The organism is Paenibacillus mendelii, from assembly GCF_024498075.1.
In the GTDB taxonomy this organism is placed as follows: Bacteria; Bacillota; Bacilli; order Paenibacillales; family Paenibacillaceae; genus Paenibacillus_Z; species Paenibacillus_Z mendelii.
Window position 1 is genome coordinate 572,217 of the sequence record NZ_JANHOF010000003.1, and the last position, 25,465, is coordinate 597,681.

The following is a 25,465-nucleotide window of genomic DNA, read 5'->3' on the forward strand; positions in this document are numbered from 1 at the left end:
ATACCTATGACATTTCAGGTGGAAGAAGGAGAGGGCTATGGCGAAGAGCAGGAAAGGGAAAAGCCCCAAAGGGCGAAAGCCGTTATTCTATGTAGATAATCCGAATGCTTCGGAGTTGAAATGGCTTGACGATGTGAAGAAGAAACCAAGCATTTCCACGCCGTCCCCCGGAGAGTCTTCGATCATGGAGGCCGTCCGTCCAAGCGGCAAAAAGCTGGTTCATGTGAATACAGCCGCACTGGCCGAAGTGGAACCCGCACTGATTGATTCTATCCAAGAAGGAACAAACAGTGAGCAAATGACTTTTGAAACGGGAACGGAAACAAGAATGAGCGCAGAAGATGAGGATTTCGCATCTGATGTGCATGCCGAAGCATCTGAGCTGATCGCACCCGAGACGGATCTATCCGAGGAAGCGGAGCAGCTTGAGGAATTGCTGGCAGACGATCAAGCAAGTAAGGAAGACCGCATGGCGGATCAACCGGAGCCGTTGTTGAAAATCGATCAAGCTAGCAAGGAAGAGCTTGTGGCGGAGCGGCGTATGCCGGACCGTCCTGAACCGTTCGTCTATACGGACGATATCGCCGACGAGGCAGTGCTAACGGAGAAAATCGCTCCGGGGGCCATCGATACATCGCGTCTGCGCAACGGAGCGGTCAGCACACAAACGATTGCCGATTTTTCAGTGGAGAGTATTAAAATTGCCGATGGAGCTATAACCTCAGCAAAGATTGCCCAGGAGTCCATAACTAGCGATCATTTGGCGAAAAACGCTATTTCCGGATCGAAAATCCGGGACCGTTCGATTACAAGCGACAAGCTGCGCGACGGCAGCATCGGCTCGAATAAACTGGCCGACCGTACGATCAGCGGAGATAAATTCGCCGAAGGCTCCATCGAAGCGAAGCATTTGAAGCCGTTGATCATTACGAACGACCTGCTGGAGGATCAGTCGGTTACATCAAGCAAGGTGAAGAGCGGGGCTATCCGTTCAGAGAATATCGCCAACGAAGCCGTCAATACCGCGAAGCTGGCCGAGGGGGCGGTTACGACTTCCAAACTGCGGGACCAGGTCGTGACGAGTGAGAAAATCGGTCTCGGAATGGTCGATTCCCTTCATCTGAAGCCTGGTCTTCTGCTGGCCGAACATGTGGCTGCCGGGGTACTGATGGGAAAGCATTTGGCCCCAGAAGAGATAACCTCCGGCCACTTGGCGGCAGGCGCGGTAGGCGCAAGGGAACTGAAGCCGGCATCCGTAGGAACGGAAGCGCTCGCGGACGGGGCGGTCGGTTCAGCACAGCTGAAGGAAGGGGCCGTAGGCGGAGAGCACGTCGCAAATAATGAAATCGCAACTCGGCATTTGATAGATGGTACGGTAACATCGCCCAAAATTGCTGATCTATCCGTATCGACGATCAAACTGGTCGATCATGCGGTGACGGCTTCCAAAATTGCCGACCAAAGCATCACAGGGTCGAAGCTGGCGGATGAAGCCGTTCAACGAAGGCATCTGGGAAGGCTTAGCGTCAGTGCGGAGAAAATTGCCGACGGCAGCATCGAAGGCCGCCATCTGACCGCCGGTATAATCAAATCGGTACACTTGACAGAAGGCAGTGTGCAGACCGGACACTTGAAGGACGGTTCCGTAAGCGGGCGAAAGCTGGAGGCGCAGGCTGTTCGACAGGCTCACATCAGCGCAGCCTCGGTCGGCGAGAAGCAGCTGGCAGACGCTTCAGTAACTGACAGCAAGCTTGCCGAAGCAAGTGTAAATGGCAATAAGCTGGCTGAAAATGTGGTGGAGACGAGGCATTTGGCCGATGAGGCGATCACCTTCGATAAAATTGCACCGGAAGCTGTCCGTGCATTCCATCTATCGGCCGGATCTGTGTCCGAAGAGGCGGTTTCGCCGGAGGCGATTGCCTCCAAGCATCTGCAGCCGGGCCTAATTGGACCGGAGCATATCGCCAATGGTGCAATCGATACGGCTGCTCTGAAGGATGGTGCTGTCAAATCGCTCCATCTGTCGGCAGGCGCCGTCAACGAACGCCATCTCGGCGCAGGCAGCGTGAACTCCCACCATTTGGCGGATCATGCGGTCACTTCACTGAAACTATCGCAGGAGAGCGTTTCGACCGATAAGCTGACGGATTGGGCAGTCACAACGGTGAAGCTTGCCGACGGCAGCGTAACGGGGGGGAAGCTGGCGGCACAAGCGGTATCAGGCAAGCAGCTTTCGCCGCGAGCGGTGCATAGCATCCATCTGGCGGAAGGCGCGGTCGAAGCTCAGCATCTGGGAGAAAGCATACTTTTGGCGAAACATTTTGCAACGGGTGCGGTGGAAAGCAGCTCGCTTGCGGATAACGCCGTCAATGGCGGAAAAATCGCGGATGGCGCGGTCGCCGGAAGGCATCTCGCGGATGAGTCGGTCGGAGGTCAGCACCTGGCCATTCAATCGGTACTCGGCATCCATCTTTCACCGGAAAGCGTTCATGAGGAGCATCTGTGCGATGGAATCGTCACCTCCCACAAGCTGGCAGAAGGCAGCGTTGGCAGCTCGAAGCTGCAAGCAGGCTCTGTAGGCGCTTCTGCCCTGCAGGAAGGAGCTGTCGGCGCAAGCCATGTGGCGGAAGGCGCAATCGGTCAAACCCATTTGGGCGAGTTGTCCGTCGGCGGCAATCATCTGCAGCCTGAAAGCGTGGATCAATCACATTTGACTGCAGGAGCGGTGGATACGGAGCAGCTTGCTGATGGAGCGGTGACGTTTGCAAAGCTGGCGCCCTTGACGGTTAGCGGTGAGCATATCCAGCTGGAGACGGTTGCCAGCAAACATTTGAAATCGGAGTCGATTCAAGGCTACCATATCCGTAAAGGCGCGATTACGCAGGCGCATCTGTCCGGTGAATTATTGGCTTTCGAAAAAGCGCCCGATGGCATCTTGCATGGCAGCAAAATTAAACCCGGCACAATAACTGCCGCTCATCTTGCGAAAGGCGCGGTTCGGGCGGAGTCGATCGGCGAAGGAGCCATAGGTGAAGTGCAGCTGGAAGCCGGTGCTGTTACACTTGGCAAAATCGCTCCTCGCTCCATTTCAACCGCCCATCTTATTCCAGGTTCCGTTGAAAGTAAAACGTTAAGCAGCAACGCCGTGACGACCGACAAACTGGCAGCCGGCGCAGTAGGAGAAAAAGCGCTAAGCGATGGCGTGGTAACAGGCGCGAAGCTGGCAACGGGCGCGGTAGGCGAGCAAGCGCTAAGCGATGGTGCGGTGACTGGCGCGAAGCTGGCGAGCGGCGCAGTAGATGCAGAAGCGCTGAGAGATGGAGCTGTGACGATCGCGAAACTGGCGATAGGTGCAGTCGGTACGGACGCGCTGAGTGACGGTGCGGTAACAGGTGCGAAGCTGGCCGCAGGCGCGATAACGAGCGCGAAGCTGGCTACGGGCGCCGTCAGCGCTAGAACGCTGGGCGAGGGCACGGTGACGGCTGCGAAGCTGGCTGCAGGCGCGGTAAGCGAGGAAGCGTTGAGTGACGGAGCCGTCACGGGTGCGAAGCTGGCCGCTGGCGCGGTAAGCGAGGAAGCGCTGAGCAACGGATCGGTTACGAGCGTGAAGCTGGTGGCGGGCGCGGTAAGCGAGGAAGCGCTGAGCGACGGAGCCGTAACGGGAGCGAAGCTGGCCGCAGGCGCAGTAAGCGAGGAAGCGTTAAGTGACGGAGCTGTAACGGGAGCGAAGCTGGCCGTAGGCGCGGTAAGCGAGGAAGCGTTAAGTGACGGAGCTGTAACGGGAGTGAAGCTGGCTGCACGCGCGGTAAGCGAGAAAGCGCTGAGCAACGGAGCTGTGACAGCTGCGAAGCTGGCCGCAGGTGCGGTAGGCAAGGACTCGCTGAGCGACGGTTCGGTGACGAGCGCGAAGCTGGCTGCAGGTGCGGTAATCGAGGAGTCGCTGAGCAATGGATCGGTGACGAGCACGAAGCTGGCCTTAGGTGCGGTAACTGATATAACGCTGAGAGACGGATCGGTGACGAGCGCGAAGTTGGCCGCAGGCGCGGTAAGTGAGATGTCGCTTGCCGACGGAGCGGTGACGAGTGCGAAGCTGGCCGCAGACTCGGTAGGCGAGGAAGCGCTGATCGACGGAGCGGTGACGGCTGCGAAGCTGGCCGCAGGCGCGGTAGGCGAGGAGGCGCTGAGTGACGGAGCGGTCACGGGAGCGAAGCTGGCTGCCGGTGCGGTAAGCGAAGAATCGCTGAGCGACGGTTCGGTGACGAGCGCGAAGCTGGCCGCAGGCGCGGTAAGTGAGTCGTTGAGCGACGGGTCGGTGACAAGCGCGAAGCTGGCCGCAGGCGCGGTAGGCGAGAAAGCATTGAGCGACAGGTCGGTGACGGCCGCGAAGCTGGCTGCAGGCGCGGTAAGCGAAGAAGCGTTGAGTGACGGAGCCGTCACGGGAGCGAAGCTGGCTGCAGGTACGGTAAGCGAGGAATCGCTGAGCGACGGAGCGGTGACGAGCGCAAAGCTGGCTGCAGGCGCGGTGAGCGAGGAAGCGCTGAGCAACCGGTCGGTAACGAGCGCGAAGCTGGCTGCAGGTGCGGTAAGCGAGGAGTCGCTGAGCAACGGGGCGGTAACGAGCGCGAAGCTGGCTGCAGGCGCAGTGAGCGAGGAAGCGCTGAGCAGCGGGGCGGTAACGAGCGCGAAGCTGGCTGCAGGCGCGGTAGGCGAGGCAATGCTGAGCGATGGCTCGGTGACGAGCGCGAAGCTGGCCGCAGGCGCGGTAGGCGAGGAAGCGCTGAGCGACGGGTCGGTGACGAGCGCGAAGCTGGCCGCAGGCGCGGTAAGCGGGGAGTCCCTGAACGACGGTTCGGTGACGAGAGCGAAGCTGGCTGCAGGCGCAGTAGGCGAGGAGACGCTAAGTAACGGCTCGGTGACAAGTGCGAAGCTGGCCGCAGGCGCGGTGAGTGAGGAAGCGTTGAGCGAGGGAGCCGTGACGGGAACGAAGCTGGCCGAAGGCGCGGTAGGCGAGGAAGCGCTGAGCAACGGGTCGGTTACGGGAGCGAAGCTGGCTGCAGGCGCGGTAGGTGCGAAAGCGCTGAGTAACGGGTCGGTGACGAGAGCGAAGCTGGCTGCGGGCGCGGTTAGTACAGGAGAGTTGAGCGACGGAGCGGTGACGAGCGCAAAGCTATCGATGGGCGCTGTTGGTGCAGCGGCGCTGAACGACGGATCAGTGACGAGCGCGAAGCTGGCCGCAGGCGCAGTAGTCGAGGAAGCGCTGAGCGATGGCTCGGTGACGAGAGCAAAGCTGGCCACAGGCGCAGTAGTCGAGGAAGCGCTGAGCGATGGATCAGTGACGAGAGCGAAGCTGGCAGCAGGCGCAGTAGTTGAGGAAGCGCTCAGTGACGGTTCAGTGACGAGCGTGAAGCTGGCTGCAGGCGCAGTTGTCGAGGAAGCGCTGAGCGATGGATCAGTGACGAGCGCGAAGCTGGCAGCAGGCGCAGTAGTTGAGGAAGCGCTCAGCGACGGTTCAGTGACGAGCGTGAAGCTGGCTGCAGGCGCAGTTGTCGAGGAAGCGCTGAGCGACGGCTCGGTGACGAGCGCGAAACTGGCTGCAGATGCAGTTGGCGAAGAAGCGCTGAGCGATGGATCAGTGACGAGTGCGAAACTGGCTGCAGGTGCAGTTGGCGAAGAAGCGCTGAGTGACGGTTCGGTAACGAGCGCGAAGCTGGCCGCAGGCGCGGTAGGCGTGGAAGCGCTGAGCGACGGTTCGGTGACGAGCGCGAAGCTGGCAGCAGGCGCGGTAGGCGCGGAAGCACTCAGCGACGGGTCAGTGACGAGCGTGAAGCTGGCTGCAGGCGCGGTAGGTGCGGAAGCACTCAGCGACGGGTCAGTGACGAGCGTGAAGCTGGCTGCAGGTGCAGTTGGCGAAGAAGCGCTGAGCGACGGTTCGGTGACAAGCGTGAAACTGGCTGCAGGTGCAGTTGGCGAAGAAGCGCTGAGTGACGGTTCGGTGACGAGCGTGAAACTGGCAGCAGGCGCGGTTAGTTCGGGAGAGTTGAGCGACGGAGCGGTGACAAGCGCAAAGCTATCGATGGGCGCTGTTGGTGCAGCGGCGTTGAACGACGGCTCGGTGACGAGCGCGAAGCTGGCAGCAGGCGCAGTAGTCGAGGAATCGCTGAGCGACGGCTCGGTGACGAGCGTGAAGCTGGCCGCAGGCGCAGTAGTCGAGGAATCACTCAGCGATGGATCAGTGACGAGCGCGAAGCTTGCTGCAGGTGCAGTAGTCGAGGAAGCACTGAGCGACGGGTCAGTGACGAGCGCGAAGCTTGCTGTAGGTGCAGTAGTCGAAGAAGCGCTTAGCGACGGTTCGGTGACGAGCGTGAAACTGGCAGCAGGCGCAGTAGTCGAAGAAGCGCTCAGCGACGGTTCGGTGACGAGCGCGAAGCTGGCCGCAGGTGCTGTAAATGCGGAAGCGCTGAGCGACGGGTCAGTGACGAGAGCTAAGCTGGCTGCAGGTGCAGTTGGCGAAGAAGCGCTCAGCGACGGTTCGGTGACGAGCGCGAAGCTGGCAGCAGGTTCGGTAGGTGCGGAAGCGCTGAGCGATGGTTCGGTAACGAGCGCGAAGCTGGCAGCAGGTGCATTAGGTGCGGAAGCGCTGAGTGATGGGTCAGTGACGAGCGCGAAGCTGGCAGCAGGTTCGGTAGGTGCGGAAGCGCTGAGCGATGGTTCGGTAACGAGCGCGAAGCTGGCAGCAGGTGCATTAGGTGCGGAAGCGCTGAGTGATGGGTCAGTGACGAGCGCGAAGCTGGCAGCAGGTTCGGTAGGTGCGGAAGCGCTGAGCGATGGTTCGGTAACGAGCGCGAAGCTGGCAGCAGGCGCGGTAGGTGCGGAAGCGCTGAGCGACGGGTCAGTGACGAGCGCGAAGTTGGCAGCAGGCGCGGTAGGCGCGGAAGCGCTGAGCGACGGTTCGGTGACGAGCGCGAAGCTGGCAGCAGGCGCATTAGGTGCGGAAGCGCTGAGCGACGGGTCAGTGACGAGCGCGAAGCTGGCAGCAGGCGCGGTAGGTGCGGAAGCGCTGAGCGACGGTTCGGTGACGAGCGCGAAGCTGGCCGCAGGCGCGGTAGGTGCGGAAGCGCTGAGCGACAGGTCGGTGACGAGCGCGAAGTTAACCGCAGGCGCAGTAGGCGAAGAAGCGCTGAGCGACGGTTCGGTGACGAGCGCGAAGTTAACCGCAGGTGCGGTAAGTTGGAGAGAACTAAGCAACGGAGCCGTGACGGGAGCGAAGCTGGCCGCAGGCGCGGTAAGTACGGAAGCGCTGAGTGACGGCGCGGTGACGATCGACAAGTTGGCGCCAGGTCTGCTCATGCAGCAGTCGCTGCCGCTCGGAGGCGTGTCGGAAGAACATTTGGCCGAAGGTGTGGTCACGTCCGATAAAATCGCGGCAGGTGCGGTGACCGCTGACAAGATCGCGCCGGGAACCATAACATCCGATCATTTGGCACCAGACGCGATGGCCAGTTCCTTCAGCTTGCAGGATGGAAGCATTGATGCTGGCAAGCTTGATTTCTCACCTGTCCGCACAACGAAGCCTTCTGTATTACAGCAGTTTGGATTGGTCTCGTATGATTTTATGGGCCAAGGTGAGCAGAGTGAAGTGACCGTATTTTTCGACGAACCGTTTACCAATGATACGTTCGCGTTCGTCGCAACAACGGATCATCCGTCCTGCTACGCGGTTATTAAGGAGAAGTCCAGCGTTGGCGTGCAAATAACCATCGTTCGGACGCGTATTAGTCCCGAGCCGAAAGGTCTCCTCAACTGGATTGCTATCGGAATTAAATAGCGGTTCTCACCATGAGTTTCCGCTTGCATGTTCATCAGAATACGGGTACGAAGGGCTGTCCTGGCATAATGGCGAAGGGCAGCCCCATTTTGTGTGTGCCAACAGATAGGAAACAGCTCTCTGACGATGCAGCGGATCACAGTTTCTAAGAGCTAGCTCATAGGGACCCGGCATGAGCCTTTGGCGATTCATGTCAGGAATGAGACCGCGCTGCATACGCTTGTAAAATGCCCTGATCGATTATATCCATATTGTGGACTGGAATGCCGGTGACGAGGGGCAATTAATGCCCCTGTTAATGAGGGCGGCATCCTGTCTGTGGGAGATCCATAAGGTAAGGAAGTCTGGCTTCAGAAGTCAAGTTGTCCAAGCCATGCGAATACAATGGATCGTTTCTTAAAAAGAAGGGAAGAGGACCTATCCGTTCTCGCTGCCAAACTCCGCACAGTTGCCCAGCTGTACCCGGCGGTTGCGGGCGAAACGATGTTGTTTGTGCAGCGCTATGAACCCGAAGGGAGGGGGGCAGAGCCGCCCGTCGGTTCGAACGCCAGCAGTGGAAAGCCTGCTATTTGTATAAACAAAAACAAGCGTAAGAGAATGGATTAACCTATGGAATGGGGGGGGCAATTCGCAGTATGGCCGGAAAGCCTTCATTGTGGATGATCGTTCGCGACGAAGAGCGTTCGATCGCGCGCTGCTTGCAGAGCGTGAAGGACGCGGTAGACGAGATCATTGTTGACGACACAGGGTCGACCGACAGGACGGTCGGAATATGCCATAGCCGGCTTGGGCTGGGTTCGGAGCAGGAGAAGCAGCAGGCGGGAGGTCCGGACCGGGCAAGACAGCGGATTCTGGTCGCCAGTCCCGTCAAGCAGAAGCCCGCCATCTTGCGTTTGTTCCTCGATTCCCTCGCTGAATTAGATGCGGAGGGGCTGCTCGTCGAATATTAGTTCTTGGATGACAACGATGATGAGGAAGCGAGAGGGCTCCTGGAGGCGTTTCGCGTCCAGAACGAAGGCGCGGTGGCGATTGTCAGCGAGAAGGATGGCCAGCCGTACGTGCGGGACGATCAGACCCATTACTGGAATGATGCGCTGGTGGATCGGGTAGCGGCGATGAAGGACCGGATCATCGAGCATGCCCTTGAAGAGGGCTATGATGCGTTGTTCTTGATCGATTCGGATCTTCTTATCCATGCGAATACGGTGAAGCGTTTATTTCATACGGGAAAGGATATCATCTCCAATATATTTTGGACGAAATGGCAGAAGGAAGCGGTGGAGCTCCCGCAAGTGTGGATGACAGACGAATACTCGTTTATCCGCAACTCCAGGCAGACCCCGCTGGCCGATGAGGAAGCCAGCCGGCAGACCCAAGCCTTCCTGAAGCAGATGCGGAAGCCGGGCGTTTATGAAGTCGGCGGGCTGGGAGCCTGCACGTTGATCAGCCGCGCGGCCATGGAGAAGGGCGTCCGGTTCCGGCGGCTGCCCAACGTCTCGTTCTGGGGGGAAGACCGGCACTTCTGTATACGGGCAGCCGCGCTTGGCTTCGGATTATATGTCGATACCCGATATCCGGCATATCACATCTACCGCGATTCGGATCTGGATGGAGCCGTCCGGTATATACGGTCGAAATCGCCTGATCCGAATCCGGGTATTACAATAAGTCTCTGCATGATCGTAAGGAATGAGGAAGAGGCCTTGGAACGCTGTCTGCTGTCGGTCGAGGGGGTCGCGGACGAAATTATTATCGTCGATACCGGCTCGACGGACCGGACGAAGGAAATTGCCGGCCGGTTCACCGGCCGCATCTATGACTTCGATTGGGTGGATGACTTTGCCGCCGCTCGCAACTATGCTTTCGGCAAAGCGACCGAGTCTTACATCATGTGGCTGGATGCGGATGATGTGGTGGAGGAGCCATGCGGGTTTAAGTGGATCGGCGTCGTGCACGAGTATTTGGAGGTCGCAGGCAATATCGTCCAACGCGATATCGCCATCACGCATAAGAAGGACAAAGCATATACCGACCGGAATCTGCAGATTTACCGGCGGCGGCTTGAGCAGGGCGAGGAATTCCTGCCCAGGGATATGTATTACTTCGCCAACGAATTGAACGATCACGGCTGGTTCGAGGAAGCGGCCGATCAATACGAGAAGTTTCTGGCGACCAAGCAAGGCTGGATCGAGGATCAGATTGCCGCTTGCCTGAAGCTGGCCGATTGCTGTGCACGCCTATACGAGCGGGACCGCCAGCTGCGATCGCTGTTCCGAACGATGGAATATGACCGTCCGCGCGCGGATTGCTGCTGCCGGCTAGGCGCTTTGTTTATGTCCGAGAACCGGTTACAAGAGGCGATCTATTGGTACGAAACGGCAACAACGCTCGGAGAACCGCCGCAGTCCGGCGCCCTTATCGATCATGCGTCATGGACGTGGCTGCCGCATCTGCAATTATGCGTCTGCTATGACAAGCTGGGTCAATATAAGAAGGCGTATGAATATAATGAGAGAGCGCTGGACTATCAGCCGGACCACCCGAGTATGCTTTATAACAAACGCTATTTGGAGGAGCAATTGAAGGAGAGGGCGGGTGGATAAGTTGAGAAGCGAGGGCAGCAAGCTTACCCTCTCGATGATCGTCCGCAATGAAGCGGACCGTTATTTGCGCCGGGCGCTGGAAGCCCACCGCGACTATATCGAAGAAGCCGTCATTATCGACGACGGCAGTTCCGACGACACCGCTGATGTATGCCGTGATATGCTTAGCGGCATACCGCTGCATCTGGTTCGGAACAAGCAGTCGACTTATCATAACGAAGTGGAGCTGCGCAAGCAGCAATGGCATGAAACGGTAAGCCGGAAACCGGATTGGATCTTGAACATGGACGCGGACGAGTGGTTTGAGCCAGGCTGCAGGCCATTACTGGATGAAACCCTGCGGCAGCGGCAAAGTGACGCCATCTATTTCCGCTTGTATGACATGTGGAGCGAAACGCATTACCGGGAGGATTTCTACTGGCGTGCCCACCAGACGTTCCGGCCGTTTCTGATTCGTTATCAAGCCGATGCCGCGTATGAATGGAAGGAAACGCCTCAGCATTGCGGCAGATTTCCCCAGTCGATCCAGTATTTCTCGTATAACTGTCATCCGCTTCGTGTGCAGCATTACGGCTGGGTGAAGCCGGAGGACCGGAGAGCGAAGTATGACCGTTACATGAGGCTTGACGGTGAAGGACGTTACGGATGGATCGATCAATATACATCGATTCTGGATGAAAAGCCGAATTTGATCCCGTGGGAGGGCTAAGACGTGCTCGTTCGCGACATCGAGAAGTCGATGCTTCACGCCGAACAAACCGGGTACGGCTTCGGGCCGATGACGATCAGCAAGAGCGCCCTGGTCCATTTGGCGCGCCGGCTGGAGCCAGGGGAGGGCGGACAGGCGGTCAAGCTGTTGGAGCTGGGCGGGGGGCAATCGACGATGTTTCTATCATCCCTGCACCGGCTCGGCTTGCTCCCGCTTCAAGTGATGACGCTTGAGCATCAGCCGTCATGGGCAAGCGATCTGCAGAGCCGTGCAGATCCGGACTGCGTCACAATCATGCGGCAAACGCTGAAGCAGATCACCGACGAGGAATGGGAGCGCGTCTTTGCCCATCCCGATCAGTCCGCCCGGTTATGGAGCAAAATCGGTTCCCCCGTTCGGGACTCGTTATATGGACATTATACGCTTCGGAATGCTTTCTATAGCGAAGCGCACGACAACGTGCCGGGCCGGGGCACCATCGATGCGATGATTATCGACGGGCCGCATGGCAACGGGCGTTCGCTGGCATTTCCGCTGTTCGTTTCGGCTCTGAAGCAGGGGGCATATGTGCTGATCGACGATTTTGACCATTACCCGTTTTCTGAGCGATTTGGGCCGCATTTGCCGCTACGAAGAATGTTACCGTGAACTCATTGGCGATAAGCACTGGGTATTGGTTCAGGTGCAGGTGCAGGTGTAAGAGCCTCATACCAGAGGGCCCCCTGCAGCGAAGCTATCAAGGATGTCCCGACTGCAGACTATGCAGGCGGAAAGTCAGCAGGCCTTGGCGTACAATTGCCGTTACGGCGTTCAGCCGTCTACATACAATAAGCAGTGAACGGCAGCCTGACTGCCGTGCAGTAGCATACCGGCTTATTGCGCATATGCTGATAGAAGCGGGGAGGGACTTTTCTTGACGCAACAAATCGTGACGGAATTAATCGAGCATATTTCACATTCGCATGAACATATGGCGCGTGTTCTGGAGGCTGAGCGCCATGTTGCGGTACGGATGTCGCAGATGGTGGATGCGCTGCCGGATCGGCATCCGGAATTCGGAGGCATGGGTGGATTAATGGAAAGCGCGCACGCGGTGACGGGCAGCGTCGTCAATTATTTGAACAGCATTGCCGAGCTTCAGGAAACGATCGCCATAACGATCAATTCAATTATGAAGGAGCTCAGCGAAGAGGAAGAAGAGTAGGGCGGAGGAAAGGGAGGAAGATGCGGCCATGAGTCGGGAGACGTCATATGCGCGAATGCTGGAAGCCTCCGCCAAGCTTCAGCGGAACGTGGCGGTGATACTGGAAGCGAAGGCGTCCGAAGCGGAGAAGGTACGGAGCTGGCTGTGCAACCATGTAACGCCTGATGCATATCAGGAGCATCAGGCACATCTGAAAGATACGCTCGGCGTCCACGAGCAATTGATCGAAGTCATCGATGGTCTGTCCAAGCTGAACCAAGGCATGGCAAACGTTCTTAAAGCGGCGCTTCGTCATGATCAGGAGGAGAGCAGCGGGTTTGGCAACTTCGACTTCGGGGAAAAGACCGAATGAGCCTGTTCATGAAGGAATGGGAGGTACGCATCGAATTGATCCGCTCCATTGCCCGAAGCCAGCAGGCGATGGCGCGGATCTTGGACAGCGTAGCGGACATCACCGAGCATTCGCCGGTAATGGCGAAATCGATTCGCGAGAATATGCGGTCGCTGACAGCGATGCAGCAATCGATGGCCGAAACGGTTGGCTGCGTAAGGCTGCGGCGCCCGCAGCAAGGTATTCCCGCCAAACCATGGCTGCGTACCGGCGCCTTCCCCCCGAATGAAGCCGCAGTCCCGGTTCGTTCAGAGAGGCCGGCCATTAACGGGAGGAAGCGAAAGTGAGCCTACTAATAAGCACGGCGCCGGCTTCGGCGCTGGTTCGCCCTACCGCTGGATGAACTGACCCCGCTCCGGTCCAACTGAAACATAGCGGATGGGGACTCCTATTCGACGTTCCAGCTCAAGGACATAGCCCTGCGCGTTCGGCGGCAAATCTTCGAATCGTCTGATGTGTGAGATTGCCGTTGTCCATCCGGGAAGGGTCTTGAATACAGGCTTCGCCTTCTCAAGCAAGGAAGACACGGGGAACTGCTGAGTCACATCGCCTTCAATATCGTAAGCCGTACAAATCGGGATGTCGTCCAGATAGCCAAGTACATCCAAGTTGGTCAGAGCAGCTTCAGTCGCGCCCTGCAGCTTGCAGCCATAAGAGGTTGCGACCGCATCAAACCAACCCATTCGACGAGGCCTGCCCGTTGTAGCCCCATATTCGCCGGCATCCCCGCCTCGGGTTCGGAGTTCATCCGCCGTGATACCGCTGATTTCCGCGGTGAGAGGCCCTTCGCCCACCGCGCTTGAATACGCTTTAATGACCGCCATGACCCGATTAATCGAGTAAGGAGGCAGTCCGGCGCCGACCGAAGCGAAGCCTGCCAGCGTCGAGGATGATGTCGAATACGGATAGATGCCGTGGTCAGGGTCGCGCAGCGCGCCAAGCTGTCCCTCCGCTACGATCCGTTCCCCCCGGTTCAACGCTTCGTGCAGCAGTGTCGTCGTATCCTGTAATAACGGCTTAAGCCGTGCGGCATGTGAGAGCAATTCCCTGACGATGATTTCGGCTGAGAACGGCGGTTTCCCATACAGATGGACAGCCAGAATATTCTTGATTTCAAGAGCGGCTTCGACGCGGCGCCGCAGTCGTTGTTCGTCAAGCAAATCGCCGGTTTGAATGCCAAGCTTTACATATTTGTCCGCGTAGAAGGGCGCGATGCCCGCCTTGGTCGACCCGAATTTACGGTCCCCCAGCCGCTTCTCTTCCCATTCATCGAACCGTTTGTGATAAGGCAGCACGAGCTGTGCCCGGTCTGAGACGAGCAATATTGGCGCCGGAACGCCGCGCGCCTTCAATGCGTCCAGTTCATGGAACAAGTCTTCCATATGGAGCGCTGCTCCCGGTCCGATCACGTTCGTCACGTTCGGATGAAACACGCCGGAAGGCAGCGTGTGAAGCGCGAATTTGCCATATTCATTGATAATCGTATGCCCCGCATTGCTGCCGCCTTGAAAACGGACGACGTATTCCGCCTCGGCCGCGAGGACGTCGGTCATTTTACCTTTGCCCTCGTCTCCCCAATTCGCTCCGACAATCGCTGTTACGCCCATTCGATAAGCCCTCCTTATTGAAATGTCCTTCTTTATCTGATTATAATAATTGTAAGTGCATTAATATAATTAATGTTAATCATACCTATCATAAAGGTGGTTTATAGGAATGGCGCGTCCTGTTCAAAACTTGGAGCTCTACCGCGTCTTTTATTACACGGCCATCACTGGGAGCTTGACTAAAGCGGCGGACGAGCTGTTCATTACACAGCCTGCGGTCACTCATTCGATCAAGCAGCTGGAGGAGCGGCTGGGCGGCAGACTGTTTCTCCGCACATCCAAGGGGGTAAAGCTGACTCTAGAAGGTGAAGCGCTCTTTCACTATATCGATCAGGCGTACCAATTGATCCGCAACGGAGAGCGTAAGATGGCCGAGATGCATGAGCTGCAAGATGGCGAGGTTCGGATCGGAGCGGGTGACACGCTATGCAAGCACCTGCTTCTCCCCCATCTGGGCAGCTACCACAAGGCCTATCCGGCGATACGCGTACATGTGACGAATCGGACGACGCCGGAGACGGTGGCGTTATTGAAAGAAGGGAAGATCGATATCGGCATCATCAATTTGCCGTTCGCGGCGGACAAGCAGGTAAACGTTCTTGAAACGATCGACCTGCACGATTGTTTCGTAGCGGGGGAGTCTTACCGGGAGCCGGAGTTGAACGCCATCTCGTGGGAGGAGCTCGCGGAACGGCCGCTAATGATGCTGGAACGCGGCAGCAGTACAAGAGCTTATGTCGATGAGGTCGCAATGAAGCATGGTGTGCGGCTCAAACCAGAGGTTGAGCTTGGCAGTCTCGATCTTCTCGCTGATTTTGCCAAAGCAGGGCTTGGCATCGCTTGCGTTGTCCGCCGGTTCGTGGCCAGCGATATCGCTGCAGGCATGCTGCATGAGGTGAACCTGTCGCATCCGATTCCGCCCCGGAAAGCTGGGATCGTCACCTTGAAGGACACGCCTCTGCCCGCAGCGGCGGACAGGTTTATCCATATGCTTACAGAAGAGACGCTATAAGCTGGGTCAGAGTGGCGGGGGAACGACTGAGCTGTGTATGCCTGAAAAGTAATGCTTCACTGATATGTATGACCTGACGTTCAATGGGGTATTAGTGGAATTAATATGCAGGGAGAGGAATTATCGTGGCTGATTGGATGGGTAAAGAGTTTTGGATCGACGGCCTTAAACTTGTCGCCAGCAAATCGATTGTGCTGGCATTCATTGTGCTGATGACATGGGTTGTCCTTAAGGTAAGGAAGACAGCCATCAAGCGTTTGTTCGTACTGACACGTCTTGGCTTGAAGCAGCGGGATACACTGGAATCGCTGCTGCTGTCATTTACGAAATATGTGCTTTTTATCGTTGCCGCACTCATGTGCTTGAGCAACATTGGGATTCAGGTTGGACCGATCATTGCAGGAGCTGGTGTTCTTGGTCTTGCCGTCGGCTTCGGCGCCCAAACGCTTGTGAAGGATTTAATTACGGGATTCTTTATTATATTCGAAGATCAATTCTCCGTCGGCGACTATGTCTCAATCAATAACGGCCAAATTAACGGGACCGTGATGAGCGTCGGCCTTCGCGCGACTAAGATTCGTACGTGGGCGCAGCATATGGTCGTCATTCAAAACTCGGAAATCAAAGTGAGCCAGAACTATAACCGGGAAAGAATGCGCGCAATCGTCAACGTGTCCATCCCGTTTGATACGGATCCGTCGGTAATCGAGCAAGCGGTGCATGCCATATCCCATCGGCTGACAGAGACAATGCCACACCTGTTCTTGACGGACCCGGATGGAGTACCCGTGGAGCCTCCGAAGCTATATGGCCTTGCCGAGATGGAAAACAATCAGCTTGGCGCAAAGTATACCGTAACCTGTCTGGTCAAGGACGAGCACTTCTGGACGGCGGGAAGGGAGCTGCGCAAGGCGCTTGTCCATGAACTGAGGGCGAGGGACGTCGCTATTGCCTAGCGGCTGAGGCAGACGGTCATATACACAAAGAATACTGAACGTGATATGGATTCAATCCATGAAAAATGAGGATTCTTCCTAGGGAGAATCCTCATTTTTTTGCATTCCTATCTTGTCTGATCCCCAAGTCTTCTCCGCAGCTTACCTAAAGTGTCCAGCGCATCAACAAGGCGGCTTCCGTCAAACCGCCGCCGAAACCGTACAGCAGTACGAGATCGCCTGTCTTGATCCGGCTTTCCTTCATCGCCAGATCAAGCGCCAACGGAATGGAGGCTGCCGAAGTGTTCCCGTATGCAGCGATGCTTGTCAGCGTTTTTTCGACCGGAATGCCGGTCTTTTCGCATACAGAGTCGATGATCCGCATGTTGGCGCTGTGCGGAACAAACCAATCCAAATCTGCGGTGTCATATCCGTATCGTTCCATAATCGCAGAGATGCCCTTAGGCAATTGACTGACCGCCCATTTATATACTTCTCTACCGTTCTGGATGATTTTCCCGTTTGGGGTGATCGGCTGCCCATTAATCGATGAAGACAAGCTGGATCGATACAACTGATGGCTGTCTTCACCCGAGGTGGAAACGTACGATCCGATAAACGCTCCTTCATCGCTCCTCTCCAATAATGCCACTCCTGCCCCGTCCCCGAACAGAATACATGTCGTACGGTCGGTATAGTCGGTGATCTTGGAGAGCGTTTCCGCGCCGACCACGAGTATTTTGCGGTGAACGCCCGTCAGCAGAAGGCCGTTCGCAAGCTGGAGTGCGGTTACGAATCCGGCGCAAGCCGCTTGAATGTCGGCCGCGCCGCACGCTCCGATACCGAATTCCGCTTGGATGCGCGCGGACATGCTCGGAAAGAAAGTATCCGGCGATGATGTTGCGACCAGGATGAAGTCGACGTCCGTCAAAACGGAACCGTACCGGGCTTGCATATTGCGAATGGCGGCAAAGCACAGATCGCTGCAATACTCGTCTTCGGCAGCGATGCGCCGTTCATGAATGCCGGTGCGTTGGACGATCCATTCGTCGCTTGTCTCGACGATTTGCTCCATGTCGGCATTGCTTAAGACACGTTCCGGCACATAGGCTCCGAAAGCCGTAAGAGTCGCATGGGACATGAATTGCGGTTCCTGCATAGGGAACAGCTCCTTTATGATCAGATATTAGTACCAGATACTAATATCACTACTTTACCTAATAATCTTGATGCTGTCAAAGGCCGCGGTTAGGAGGCACTTTACCATCCAGCAAATAACGCGCGAATCCGATCGGATTCGTATAAGTCGCTCTCCACTCCTGAGGCATATTTCCCTTCTGAAAGCTGTAACGCAGATCTCTCCCGTTGCATTCCACAAACAGGGGGTAGCCGCTGCTCGTTAAGCCGATGTCAAATCCGACATCCGCAAGATGAGGCAAATAACCGCTCAAATGGCGGGCAGCATGCAAACAGAAGTCTTCAATATTATTCCGTACCTGCGCCGCATTCAACTCGGGATATTGCCGCAATATTTCCTCCAGCCGGTATACGGTGCCTCCTTGGGCTACATTCGTAATAAAGGCGTTCTTGGCGGCAACCTTCGCGGCGATCCCTGTCATGGCCCAATCGCCAGTATGAGTGCGCTGGATGGACACGCGAAGATCAAACGGGCAGCCATTATAGGTTGCGAGCGGAAGCCTTTGCTGAACAATGTATTGATCCCGCTGCAGCTTCCGCTTCAAGAATAGAGGAATCTGGCTCACAAACCGATGCTTTCTCCATCCATCCCGGGTACGGTACGTAAGCTGCCATTCCGCTGGAGAACGGTCCAATCTCATAATTCCACGGCCGATGCTGCTGCTGTTCGGTTTCAGGATGAGCGAGTCGTACAGCGCCATCATATCCTTCAGGGCATCCGGTGTGGCCGCAACTGTGCCGGGAATATGCGGGCGCAGCGAAATATTTTCCATTAGCAGATTGTGAATGTGGAGCTTACCGTACCGGTTCCAGCCATTAAACACCTGAATCCCCGATTGAACCAGTTTTTTGATTTGTTTTTTGGGGCCTGTATGGGTAAATAATGCACGGTTGTGGATGACTGCCGGAATGGAGAGCTGTGTTCGAATATATCCCGAATGATTTTTGACATATGCGTTAACGGTATGCTGATGCAAACGAATGTCCTGCAAACGAAAATAACACGGCGTTAGTCCGTGCAGATGCCCGGCTTCTTCATAAAAGCGGATTGCTTCATGCTTCGTATTGCCGGAAGGAATTCCTTCAAACACAGATTTGTTAAGCAGTATGCCTACATATCGCCTATCCAATGCACCAACAGTCCTTCCGAATATCCTGTTTTCCTATTAGATTATGTTGGCGAGAGTCGGCATGCTTGGACGAATGCATGTTAGGAACATCTGTCTCCATGGTTCAATAACCATCTCATTATAGCTTCTTCAACATAGAATAGAACAAAGGCGAGAAGAGGGATGAGCGCATATGAGCCGACTCAAAGAAATCAACCCAAGATTGATTCGCAGAAAATGGCGCAAGATGCAATTTGCAGACGCATTCAAACCCATTTTAAACGGGACCGTAACCTTGAATCATCGAAACATGAAGTGTTTAAAGGATTCCTACAAAAGCAGCATATGGAAGCTTGAAATCAAATCCGGGCATACAAGCATGCCAGTCATTCTAAAAATTTCGAAACAATTAAGAAAGCCTCGTCCGGAAAGCACTGTAGAAAAGAATATATACCGCCGGGCCAGAAAAGTGCTGCAGCCGTTTATGCCTCGAATATATTTAACCAAACGAAACATTAATGGACGCGACTTGTGGGTATTCATGGAATACGTCGAACCCGTCAAGGGACAGGTCGAATATAATCCGGATCACTTCGACAGGATCATTCCAACGCTGGCGAGGCTTCATGCCGCTACAATGAATGAAAAGTTCCTGCGGCATAAAGAAATGTTTGCAGGCTGGCTTCCCCGATTCGATTCGGAAGAAATGCTGGCGGAACGAGTCCGTTTAAACAAAGCGACGCTGCAGCATCTTGACGAAGCGATGCACATACCCAAACTCAAAGCAATTGTGCAACCCTATTACAGCCTGCTTCGGAATATACTGAACAAAGGCCCGGGTTATTTTCCAGAGGTGAGCCAGGCAGGACTAAGTATTGTACACGGTGATTTGCATACGGCCAATATGGCTTGCGACAACGTGAAAGAGCTAGTCTGGGATGTTAAATTCATCGATTGGGAAGGCGCGAAATTCGCTCCTTGCTGGTTTGATCTCGTTAATTTGATCGGCGTTTTTTTGGCGTACCGGAGAGAGTGGAAGGACGAAGAAGAGGAGATAACCAAACGGTGCGTTCAATTGTATGCCGACGAGATGAGAAAGAACGGCGTGGTTTTCAAGACCGATCCCATGAAATTATATCAAATGGCCTATCTGAAACGGGTACTTGAAAGAGGCTTGTATCTGCAGTTGAATTGGGCCGTGACCGGAAAAAAAGAAGCGAAGCTGCTGCGGGTTTACTTGGAGAAAATTAGAGTTTTGGAGAAGAAGATCGGGCTGCATTAATGTCCGGGAGCATGGGACTATGCTTTTTTCGACACGCGCGAAACGTGGGTTTTTGGGCGACTGTGGCCCTTCTTTGTATTTGAACGATAATTCAAATATACCTATAAGAGAACGAATGATCAGCATATAATATATCAACTCGGTAGAATCGATAAGACTCCGGATGATGCGAGGAACAATGGGGATTAAAAAAAGATGACTCCTGATAAATACAGGAGTCATCTACTTTCGGCTTAGCACTTTAATTAAATGTCCATAAACGGGGTCACAGTTCAGGTACAGGGTACGGGCTAATTTAGATAAAGGTGGCAGATACAGTGGGACGGATGCTTAGAACAAGCGCGACGAAGAAAAGCTCAAAAGAAATGTCCGATAGTAAAATCTTGTCCGATCGCGACATACAATCGATTCAGCGATGGATTTCGCAAATGAATCATGATGGATCATCAACGGAAAAGCAAAAGAAAATCGAGAAGGCTTTACGATTGAATTATAAAATCATCGGCATTGGGAAGACAAGAATTGTATACGACCTCGATAACGGATACGTAGTCAAAATCGCCCATTCCAAAAAGGGACTGACCAGCAATCGGACCGAGTTCCAACTCTATAATCGTTGTTCTTCCAGATTGCGTAGGCATCTTTGTCCCGTAATCGAATATGGCGATGGATGGGTTGTCATGAAAAAAATGCATCGAATGGAATCGCTGACAGAAGAATACGAGACAAAGCTGCTCCGGTTGAGAAGAAGGTTTCTAAACGAAGGGATCGTTGCGCGAAGTCTCCGAAGCAAAAACTTGGCCGTGTCACGCGATAACAATCGGATTATCGTCATTGACTACGGCAGCTTCAGATACGATGGCGATCGGCATTAGTACGGGCTGTCCGAAGCTGTTTCAACCTCCGTCCTCCTGCAGCAGACGCTCCGCCAAGGCTGCCGGCTTTTCCAATTTCTCTTGAATGGACGGCCAATTCTCCTTCGTCGCCGAATGAAGGACCGTATCGTAGGAAACGCCTTTGATCGTGAGACCGCCGTGCTCGATTCCCGTGCGGGGCAGCCCGCAGTTATCGTGAAACGAGACGACGCTGGCATTATCCATAACCGTGTTGGAATAGACGCTTGACAAGCCTAAGATATCAAATGCGACATGAAAAACAAGCCATACGCTGGCGGGGGCAGCCGGAATATCGGGGGAAATGATCCATCTTCCCCAATTCCCTTTCTTTTCAGCAATATCATAAATCGCAATCGTACCGACGGCTTTCCCCGAGAGCAGCTCGATGCAGAAGTAGTAATCGCCCTCTCGGTGAAAGTACTGTTCCAGCCATAAACGGTGAACGGAGTAACGGGAATCGAATTCTCCGATATATTTGGATAACTCCGGCGATCTTCTTAGTTCGTATATAAAATCGGCATCGTCCATTGTAACCGGTCTTAAGCGAATCCCGAAGCGTTCAACGGTGATAGTATGGTTCACGATTTCACCTCTATAATCTTGACGATATCGTTCAAGCTTTGAATATCGGCAACCTCCTTGATCGAGAAGCGGATATGAAACTGTTCTTCAAGACGGAGAATGAGTTCCATATGCTTCAATGAATCCCAGTTCGCCAGTTCATTCCGTCTCGGATTATCTACCGCTAATAATGTCGTGTTCAGCACCTCCGACAAGATCGAACGGATCTGATTGCGCAATTCGTTCTTCATGGGATCACCTCTATCTCGGCAGGATGGTTTCTGCACGCTTTGTTGACGCGGGCATGCAAGGTGCGTAGCAAATATGAACCGCCGGAATCGGGCACATACCGCTTTAACCAGTCTAAGGCGGGGCCGTTCCGGGGTCCCTCGATCCGATCGATGCTCAATCGCTTGACGCCTTTAGCAATCAATTTCTTCAGAACCTTCGCGAAAGCAACCGTTTCGATCTCGCGCCCAAGCGCCCTGCAGCTAAAGAGCGTTTCGATCAAAGACGCTTGCTCGCCTTCCAGCCGGCATACGAACACGCCGATAATGCCGCTATCGGCCAACAGATCGGAGAGACGGACCGTAACCGTCAAATAACGGTCTTTGTCCATCGCTTCTTTAGCTTCGATTTCCGTCATTCGCCGCATCGCCAAATTGAATTGATTCGTTTTTCGGCTTAGGTCATATAACCGCCCGGCATGAGACGGTTCATTCTCGTACAAGCTTACGACCATCTTCAAACTTTCCAAATAGTCTTCGAAGCTGGAAGCCGCTTGCCTGGTTCTTTCCCGAGCCTGATTGGCTTGGATGTCGGCTGTTCTTGACGAAGCTTCATCATCGGGGCGAAACTGATACAGACCCGGATAATGGCTGAGTCCGTTCATGGTCTCCATCCCGCTCCGGCTCGCGCGAAACAGGCGAACGTCAGGCAGCGCAGCTGCCATCTTAAGCAGTTCGGCCGAATTGTCATCTAGAAATAAAAAGGCCGAGGGATCGATGTTTAGCTGCTGCGCCAACCGGCTCAAGTTTTCCGATTTCGGCTGCCAATTGGCGTAAACGGCCGCGAAATCGTTCCACTTCAACGGGAAATCGTCTCTCCCGTCAAATAAAGCTCTTGCGTCCCGTTCCTCGTTGCGGCTGCACACCGTAAGCAGCATTCCGGATTGTTTCAGCCGGAGCAGCAGCTTTTGCAAACGGCAGTGTCCCTCCGAAAGAACGACCCCATCGATCCCGTCTTCCCCCAAGACCCCGCTGTACAGCGTATCGTCCATATCCAGAGCGATCGCTTTAAGCCGGGGCGCAAACGCGGCGGGGAATAGATGCACGCCAAGATGACGGGCGACGGTAATCGTTGCCCGATCGGATAACGGAAAATGGCTCATGTCTTCATTGCGTTCGTCGTAAAACGATTCCGCCTCTTCTTGTGCCAATCGGTCCAAATCGATCAACTCACAGCCTGCGCTTCGTTCCATAAGCTCTGCCAGACATCCGTTTAATTTCAGAAACCAGTCGCGGCCGCTTACGCGGTGGCCGAACAGCAGATCGCCGTCCTTGCGCAGCTGAGGCCAGTTATTGACCCAGATCGGTTTATCCGTTGCGCCGCGAAGCTGCGTGATCCGCGTGTTCAACCAATCGACGGCCTCTTGCGCCGTCATCGATTGCGAATAGATACGCCAGTCCAACCAGATGATGTAAGCATCCGCTTGATGATTCCCACCGATACCGGACAATGCCGCATCGTAATCGGAATAATCGAAACGGACGTCGCTCTTCCATAATCCGCAGAACGCGGGCGTCAAATTCGCGATAAATTCAAAGGGCATCGATCGATCGACTCTGATCTTGTAGACATGTCGGTCCGCTGCCTTAGGGATTCCGGCAATTCGCGCTCTGGTGGGCAGGGCGTAGAGCAGAGATTCTGCCATATCCAGCGCATTCAAAGTATCGTTCACCCGCTACACCTCCTATCCGCGCTAGCGCCCGGTTCATCATGCATGCAATCCGAGTTCCTTGCCCCAAACGTTGATTTTCTCCAAGTAACCCTCCAGTAAGAAGGCCGGCTTCTGCCCGTCCGTCGCCCAGTGAAGCTGCAGATGCAAGCTTCGTTCCAATACCCGCTGAAGATAAGCCATCTTATATAATCGGACCGGATCCCCGTCGAATCGGATGCCGTATTTCAGCATCTCGGCAGCATACAGATGCGCGCAACGGTGGATGACCGATTCCTCGGCGCTTCTCCAGTCTTTCCGGTATGCAAAAAACACGCCAATTAAATTAAACATGTCGAACCAGCATGGAGCGAATCGGGCGCCTTCCCAATCGATGAATTTAATGTTCCAGTCCGCTTCTTCCACGTTGCCGCAGCCGATATTCGGCGTCTGAAGATCGTTGTGGATAATGCTTTTCCCGGCTTGAACGAGTTCCGGAAAATAAATCGGCCCTTTCTTCAATACGCGCCGGAGCATATCGCTGCTGGTTTCCAGCCTTTGTCTTAGTTCCGGACGTTCCATCGCTTTATCCAAATACTCCAACGTTTCCTTGTGCGTCTTCTGGCGTTCGAGAGAGGTGGTCTCCGAATCGTAGCGGGGAAGCCAATCCGCAAACAAATCCCAGTGACTGTAGAAGCGGTCATTATACGTCTGGGCATGGAGCTTCGCCAAGGCTGGAATAATGCGGTCAAAATGATCCGGCGTAAAGATAACCTGCCCTTTCAATTGAGGGACGTACTCCATAAAGACCCAGGTATCGTCGCCGTTCATTCGTTCTTGAATCATAAATATGGCGGGCATCAAGTCCGACAGAATGCCGCTCGCTTCGCGGTACATATTCAACTCGATCAGATCTTGATCGGCGATCGGGGCTTTGAACATTTTGAGAATAATGGGAACGGAGTTCCCGTTCACCGCGATTTCGAGCTTCCAGATCGCGCTTTTCGCAGTTTCTTTCAACTCTTCCATGTTCCGGTCGTTCAATTTAACGGCTGAACCGAAATGGGCGGCAAATTTGTCGGCGCATTGATATTCCCGCCATTTCAGACTGATCGCATTAAGAGGCGGATTGACGGAAGCATCCTTCGCATCCTCGAGCCCCTTGTTATAGCCGTCTCGCATCCCCTTCGTGTATCCATCTGCACGGCCACGCTCGTAACCGTCGGGATCGTATTCATTCACCATATTTCATGAGCCTCCACTCCAGATTCTTTCAGTATCATATGTTGCAAACCGCCAACGTGACATTAAAAAACCGGAAGCGTCAAGTCTCCGGTTATAACGCCTGTTCTCCGTCCATCTCCCGTCGGTCCGCCAGTTGCCGTAATACGTATGCATGACTATTTCTTTTTAACTCTAATTAATTGTATCTTCGGCCAAAGCGAAGGGGAATGGCTGTACTTCGCCTTGTATTTATTCCCCCATCTGCGAAGAGCCCGATCGGTAAAATACACAATAGCTTTACTATAAGCCCGGGCATATTTGTCTGAGCTCAGATTTTTTCCCGTATTCCTCAAATGGTACAAATATTTATTCACATAACAGAGCTTATATTTATCCAGAAGCCTCAGCACCATGCGGCGGTCCTCCAGTATTCTACCCTTGCTTGGATCGTCCGTCTCCCAGCCGTCTACACCGCGCACGCAGTCCGTGCGATAAAACCTGAGCTGCACCATGGATTCATAAGTGACAAAATCATACTTGTCTTTAAAGGCTTTTCTTTGTCTCATTTCGTTAAAACGATCGATGCCGTTCTTATGGATCCAATGAACGGTATTTGCGTAAGCCATTGCCGTGGTCCGGGGTTCTTTTTCCATTTTTGTCAACATCGTTTCCAGCGCGTTCGGCTCGATCCAATCGTCTCCGTCGACTTGTACGAAATATTTCGTATCGATATGTTTAAGGGCCGTATTTAACACATGACAAATCCCTTTGTTTTCTTTCAATTCGATCAGCCTTGTTTTGTCCGGATCAATGTTTTTCTTGATTATACCGACTGTGCCGTCCGTAGACGCATCGTCTATGACAAGAAGCCTCCAGTCCGTATAGGTCTGCATGGAGATGGAATTCAAAGCGTTCTTAATGAATTTTTCTTTATTGTAAGTAGGAACGACAACGGTAACGAGACTAGTATTCAT

Annotated in this window: 20 protein-coding genes; 12 read left to right on the forward strand and 8 right to left on the reverse strand. The window is 54.5% G+C overall.

Features of this window, described 5'->3' with window-relative positions; all coding sequences use genetic code 11:
• Positions 1–37 precede the first annotated feature (37 nt).
• From NNL21_RS13265 to NNL21_RS13300, 8 genes are all read left to right on the forward strand, one after another.
• Positions 38–7,825 carry a WIAG-tail domain gene (locus NNL21_RS13265; protein WP_256555202.1) on the forward strand — a complete coding sequence of 2,596 codons (7,788 nt, stop codon included), beginning with the start codon at positions 38–40 and terminating at the stop codon, positions 7,823–7,825.
• A 635-nt stretch (positions 7,826–8,460) separates the two neighbouring features.
• Entirely contained in the window at positions 8,461–8,775 is a 315-nt protein-coding gene (locus NNL21_RS36765; RefSeq protein WP_204819656.1) for a glycosyltransferase, read from the forward strand.
• 3 nt (positions 8,776–8,778) lie between these two features.
• Positions 8,779–10,428 (forward strand): glycosyltransferase, encoded by a 1,650-nt coding sequence (locus NNL21_RS36495; RefSeq protein ID WP_309145325.1) that lies wholly within the window; start codon positions 8,779–8,781, stop codon positions 10,426–10,428.
• A complete protein-coding gene (locus NNL21_RS13280; protein WP_256555203.1) occupies positions 10,421–11,137 on the forward strand; it encodes a glycosyltransferase in 717 nt (238 codons plus the stop codon). The genes NNL21_RS36495 and NNL21_RS13280 overlap by 8 nt, the downstream gene beginning before the upstream one ends.
• Positions 11,138–11,140: 3 nt before the next feature.
• On the forward strand, positions 11,141–11,785 hold the full coding sequence (locus NNL21_RS13285) for a class I SAM-dependent methyltransferase (protein WP_204819454.1): 645 nt from the start codon (positions 11,141–11,143) through the stop codon (positions 11,783–11,785).
• A gap of 265 nt (positions 11,786–12,050) precedes the next feature.
• On the forward strand, positions 12,051–12,341 hold the full coding sequence (locus NNL21_RS13290; RefSeq protein ID WP_256555204.1) for a nucleoside-diphosphate sugar epimerase: 291 nt from the start codon (positions 12,051–12,053) through the stop codon (positions 12,339–12,341).
• 28 nt (positions 12,342–12,369) lie between these two features.
• Positions 12,370–12,693, forward strand: a complete 324-nt coding sequence (locus NNL21_RS13295) for an alpha-helical endospore appendage domain-containing protein (RefSeq protein WP_204819455.1) — start codon at positions 12,370–12,372, stop codon at positions 12,691–12,693.
• Positions 12,690–13,019, forward strand: a complete 330-nt coding sequence (locus NNL21_RS13300) for a hypothetical protein (protein WP_204819456.1) — start codon at positions 12,690–12,692, stop codon at positions 13,017–13,019. The genes NNL21_RS13295 and NNL21_RS13300 overlap by 4 nt, the downstream gene beginning before the upstream one ends.
• Before the next feature lie 42 nt (positions 13,020–13,061).
• Here the strand turns inward: NNL21_RS13300 and NNL21_RS13305 are convergent, their stop codons facing one another.
• Positions 13,062–14,339, reverse strand: coding sequence for an adenylosuccinate synthase (locus NNL21_RS13305; protein ID WP_204819457.1), 1,278 nt, complete (start codon positions 14,337–14,339; stop codon positions 13,062–13,064).
• 109 nt (positions 14,340–14,448) lie between these two features.
• Here NNL21_RS13305 and NNL21_RS13310 point away from each other — a divergent pair, with 109 nt between their 5' ends.
• Together NNL21_RS13310 and NNL21_RS13315 are read left to right on the forward strand one after the other, a co-directional pair.
• Positions 14,449–15,351 (forward strand): LysR family transcriptional regulator, encoded by a 903-nt coding sequence (locus NNL21_RS13310; protein ID WP_204819458.1) that lies wholly within the window; start codon positions 14,449–14,451, stop codon positions 15,349–15,351.
• Positions 15,352–15,476: 125 nt separating this feature from the next.
• Complete coding sequence (locus NNL21_RS13315) at positions 15,477–16,307, forward strand: mechanosensitive ion channel family protein (protein ID WP_256555205.1); 831 nt, start codon at positions 15,477–15,479, stop codon at positions 16,305–16,307.
• A gap of 145 nt (positions 16,308–16,452) precedes the next feature.
• Here the strand turns inward: NNL21_RS13315 and NNL21_RS13320 are convergent, their stop codons facing one another.
• Positions 16,453–17,445: a ketoacyl-ACP synthase III gene (locus tag NNL21_RS13320; RefSeq protein WP_305880775.1), complete on the reverse strand. Its 993-nt coding sequence runs from the start codon at positions 17,443–17,445 to the stop codon at positions 16,453–16,455.
• Positions 17,446–17,521: 76 nt separating this feature from the next.
• Entirely contained in the window at positions 17,522–18,613 is a 1,092-nt protein-coding gene (locus NNL21_RS13325; RefSeq protein WP_204819459.1) for a YheC/YheD family endospore coat-associated protein, read from the reverse strand.
• 172 nt (positions 18,614–18,785) lie between these two features.
• On the opposite strand from NNL21_RS13325, the gene NNL21_RS13330 reads away from it, so the two are divergent.
• A complete protein-coding gene (locus NNL21_RS13330) occupies positions 18,786–19,874 on the forward strand; it encodes an aminoglycoside phosphotransferase family protein (RefSeq protein ID WP_204819460.1) in 1,089 nt (362 codons plus the stop codon).
• 317 nt (positions 19,875–20,191) lie between these two features.
• A complete protein-coding gene (locus tag NNL21_RS13335; RefSeq protein ID WP_204819461.1) occupies positions 20,192–20,749 on the forward strand; it encodes a hypothetical protein in 558 nt (185 codons plus the stop codon).
• A 21-nt stretch (positions 20,750–20,770) separates the two neighbouring features.
• Here NNL21_RS13335 and NNL21_RS13340 read toward each other — a convergent pair whose 3' ends face one another.
• The 5 genes from NNL21_RS13340 to NNL21_RS13360 all read right to left on the reverse strand — a co-directional run bounded on the left by NNL21_RS13340 (position 20,771) and on the right by NNL21_RS13360 (position 25,465).
• Positions 20,771–21,352 carry a GNAT family N-acetyltransferase gene (locus tag NNL21_RS13340; RefSeq protein WP_204819462.1) on the reverse strand — a complete coding sequence of 194 codons (582 nt, stop codon included), beginning with the start codon at positions 21,350–21,352 and terminating at the stop codon, positions 20,771–20,773.
• Positions 21,349–21,582, reverse strand: coding sequence for an acyl carrier protein (locus tag NNL21_RS13345; protein WP_204819463.1), 234 nt, complete (start codon positions 21,580–21,582; stop codon positions 21,349–21,351). Before NNL21_RS13345 ends, NNL21_RS13340 begins: the two co-directional genes overlap by 4 nt.
• Positions 21,579–23,291, reverse strand: a complete 1,713-nt coding sequence (locus NNL21_RS13350) for an HAD-IIIC family phosphatase (protein WP_256555206.1) — start codon at positions 23,289–23,291, stop codon at positions 21,579–21,581. The genes NNL21_RS13345 and NNL21_RS13350 overlap by 4 nt, the downstream gene beginning before the upstream one ends.
• A 36-nt stretch (positions 23,292–23,327) precedes the next feature.
• Positions 23,328–24,512, reverse strand: coding sequence for a phosphotransferase (locus tag NNL21_RS13355; protein ID WP_204819464.1), 1,185 nt, complete (start codon positions 24,510–24,512; stop codon positions 23,328–23,330).
• Positions 24,513–24,667: 155 nt separating this feature from the next.
• Entirely contained in the window at positions 24,668–25,465 is a 798-nt protein-coding gene (locus NNL21_RS13360) for a glycosyltransferase family 2 protein (protein WP_204819465.1), read from the reverse strand.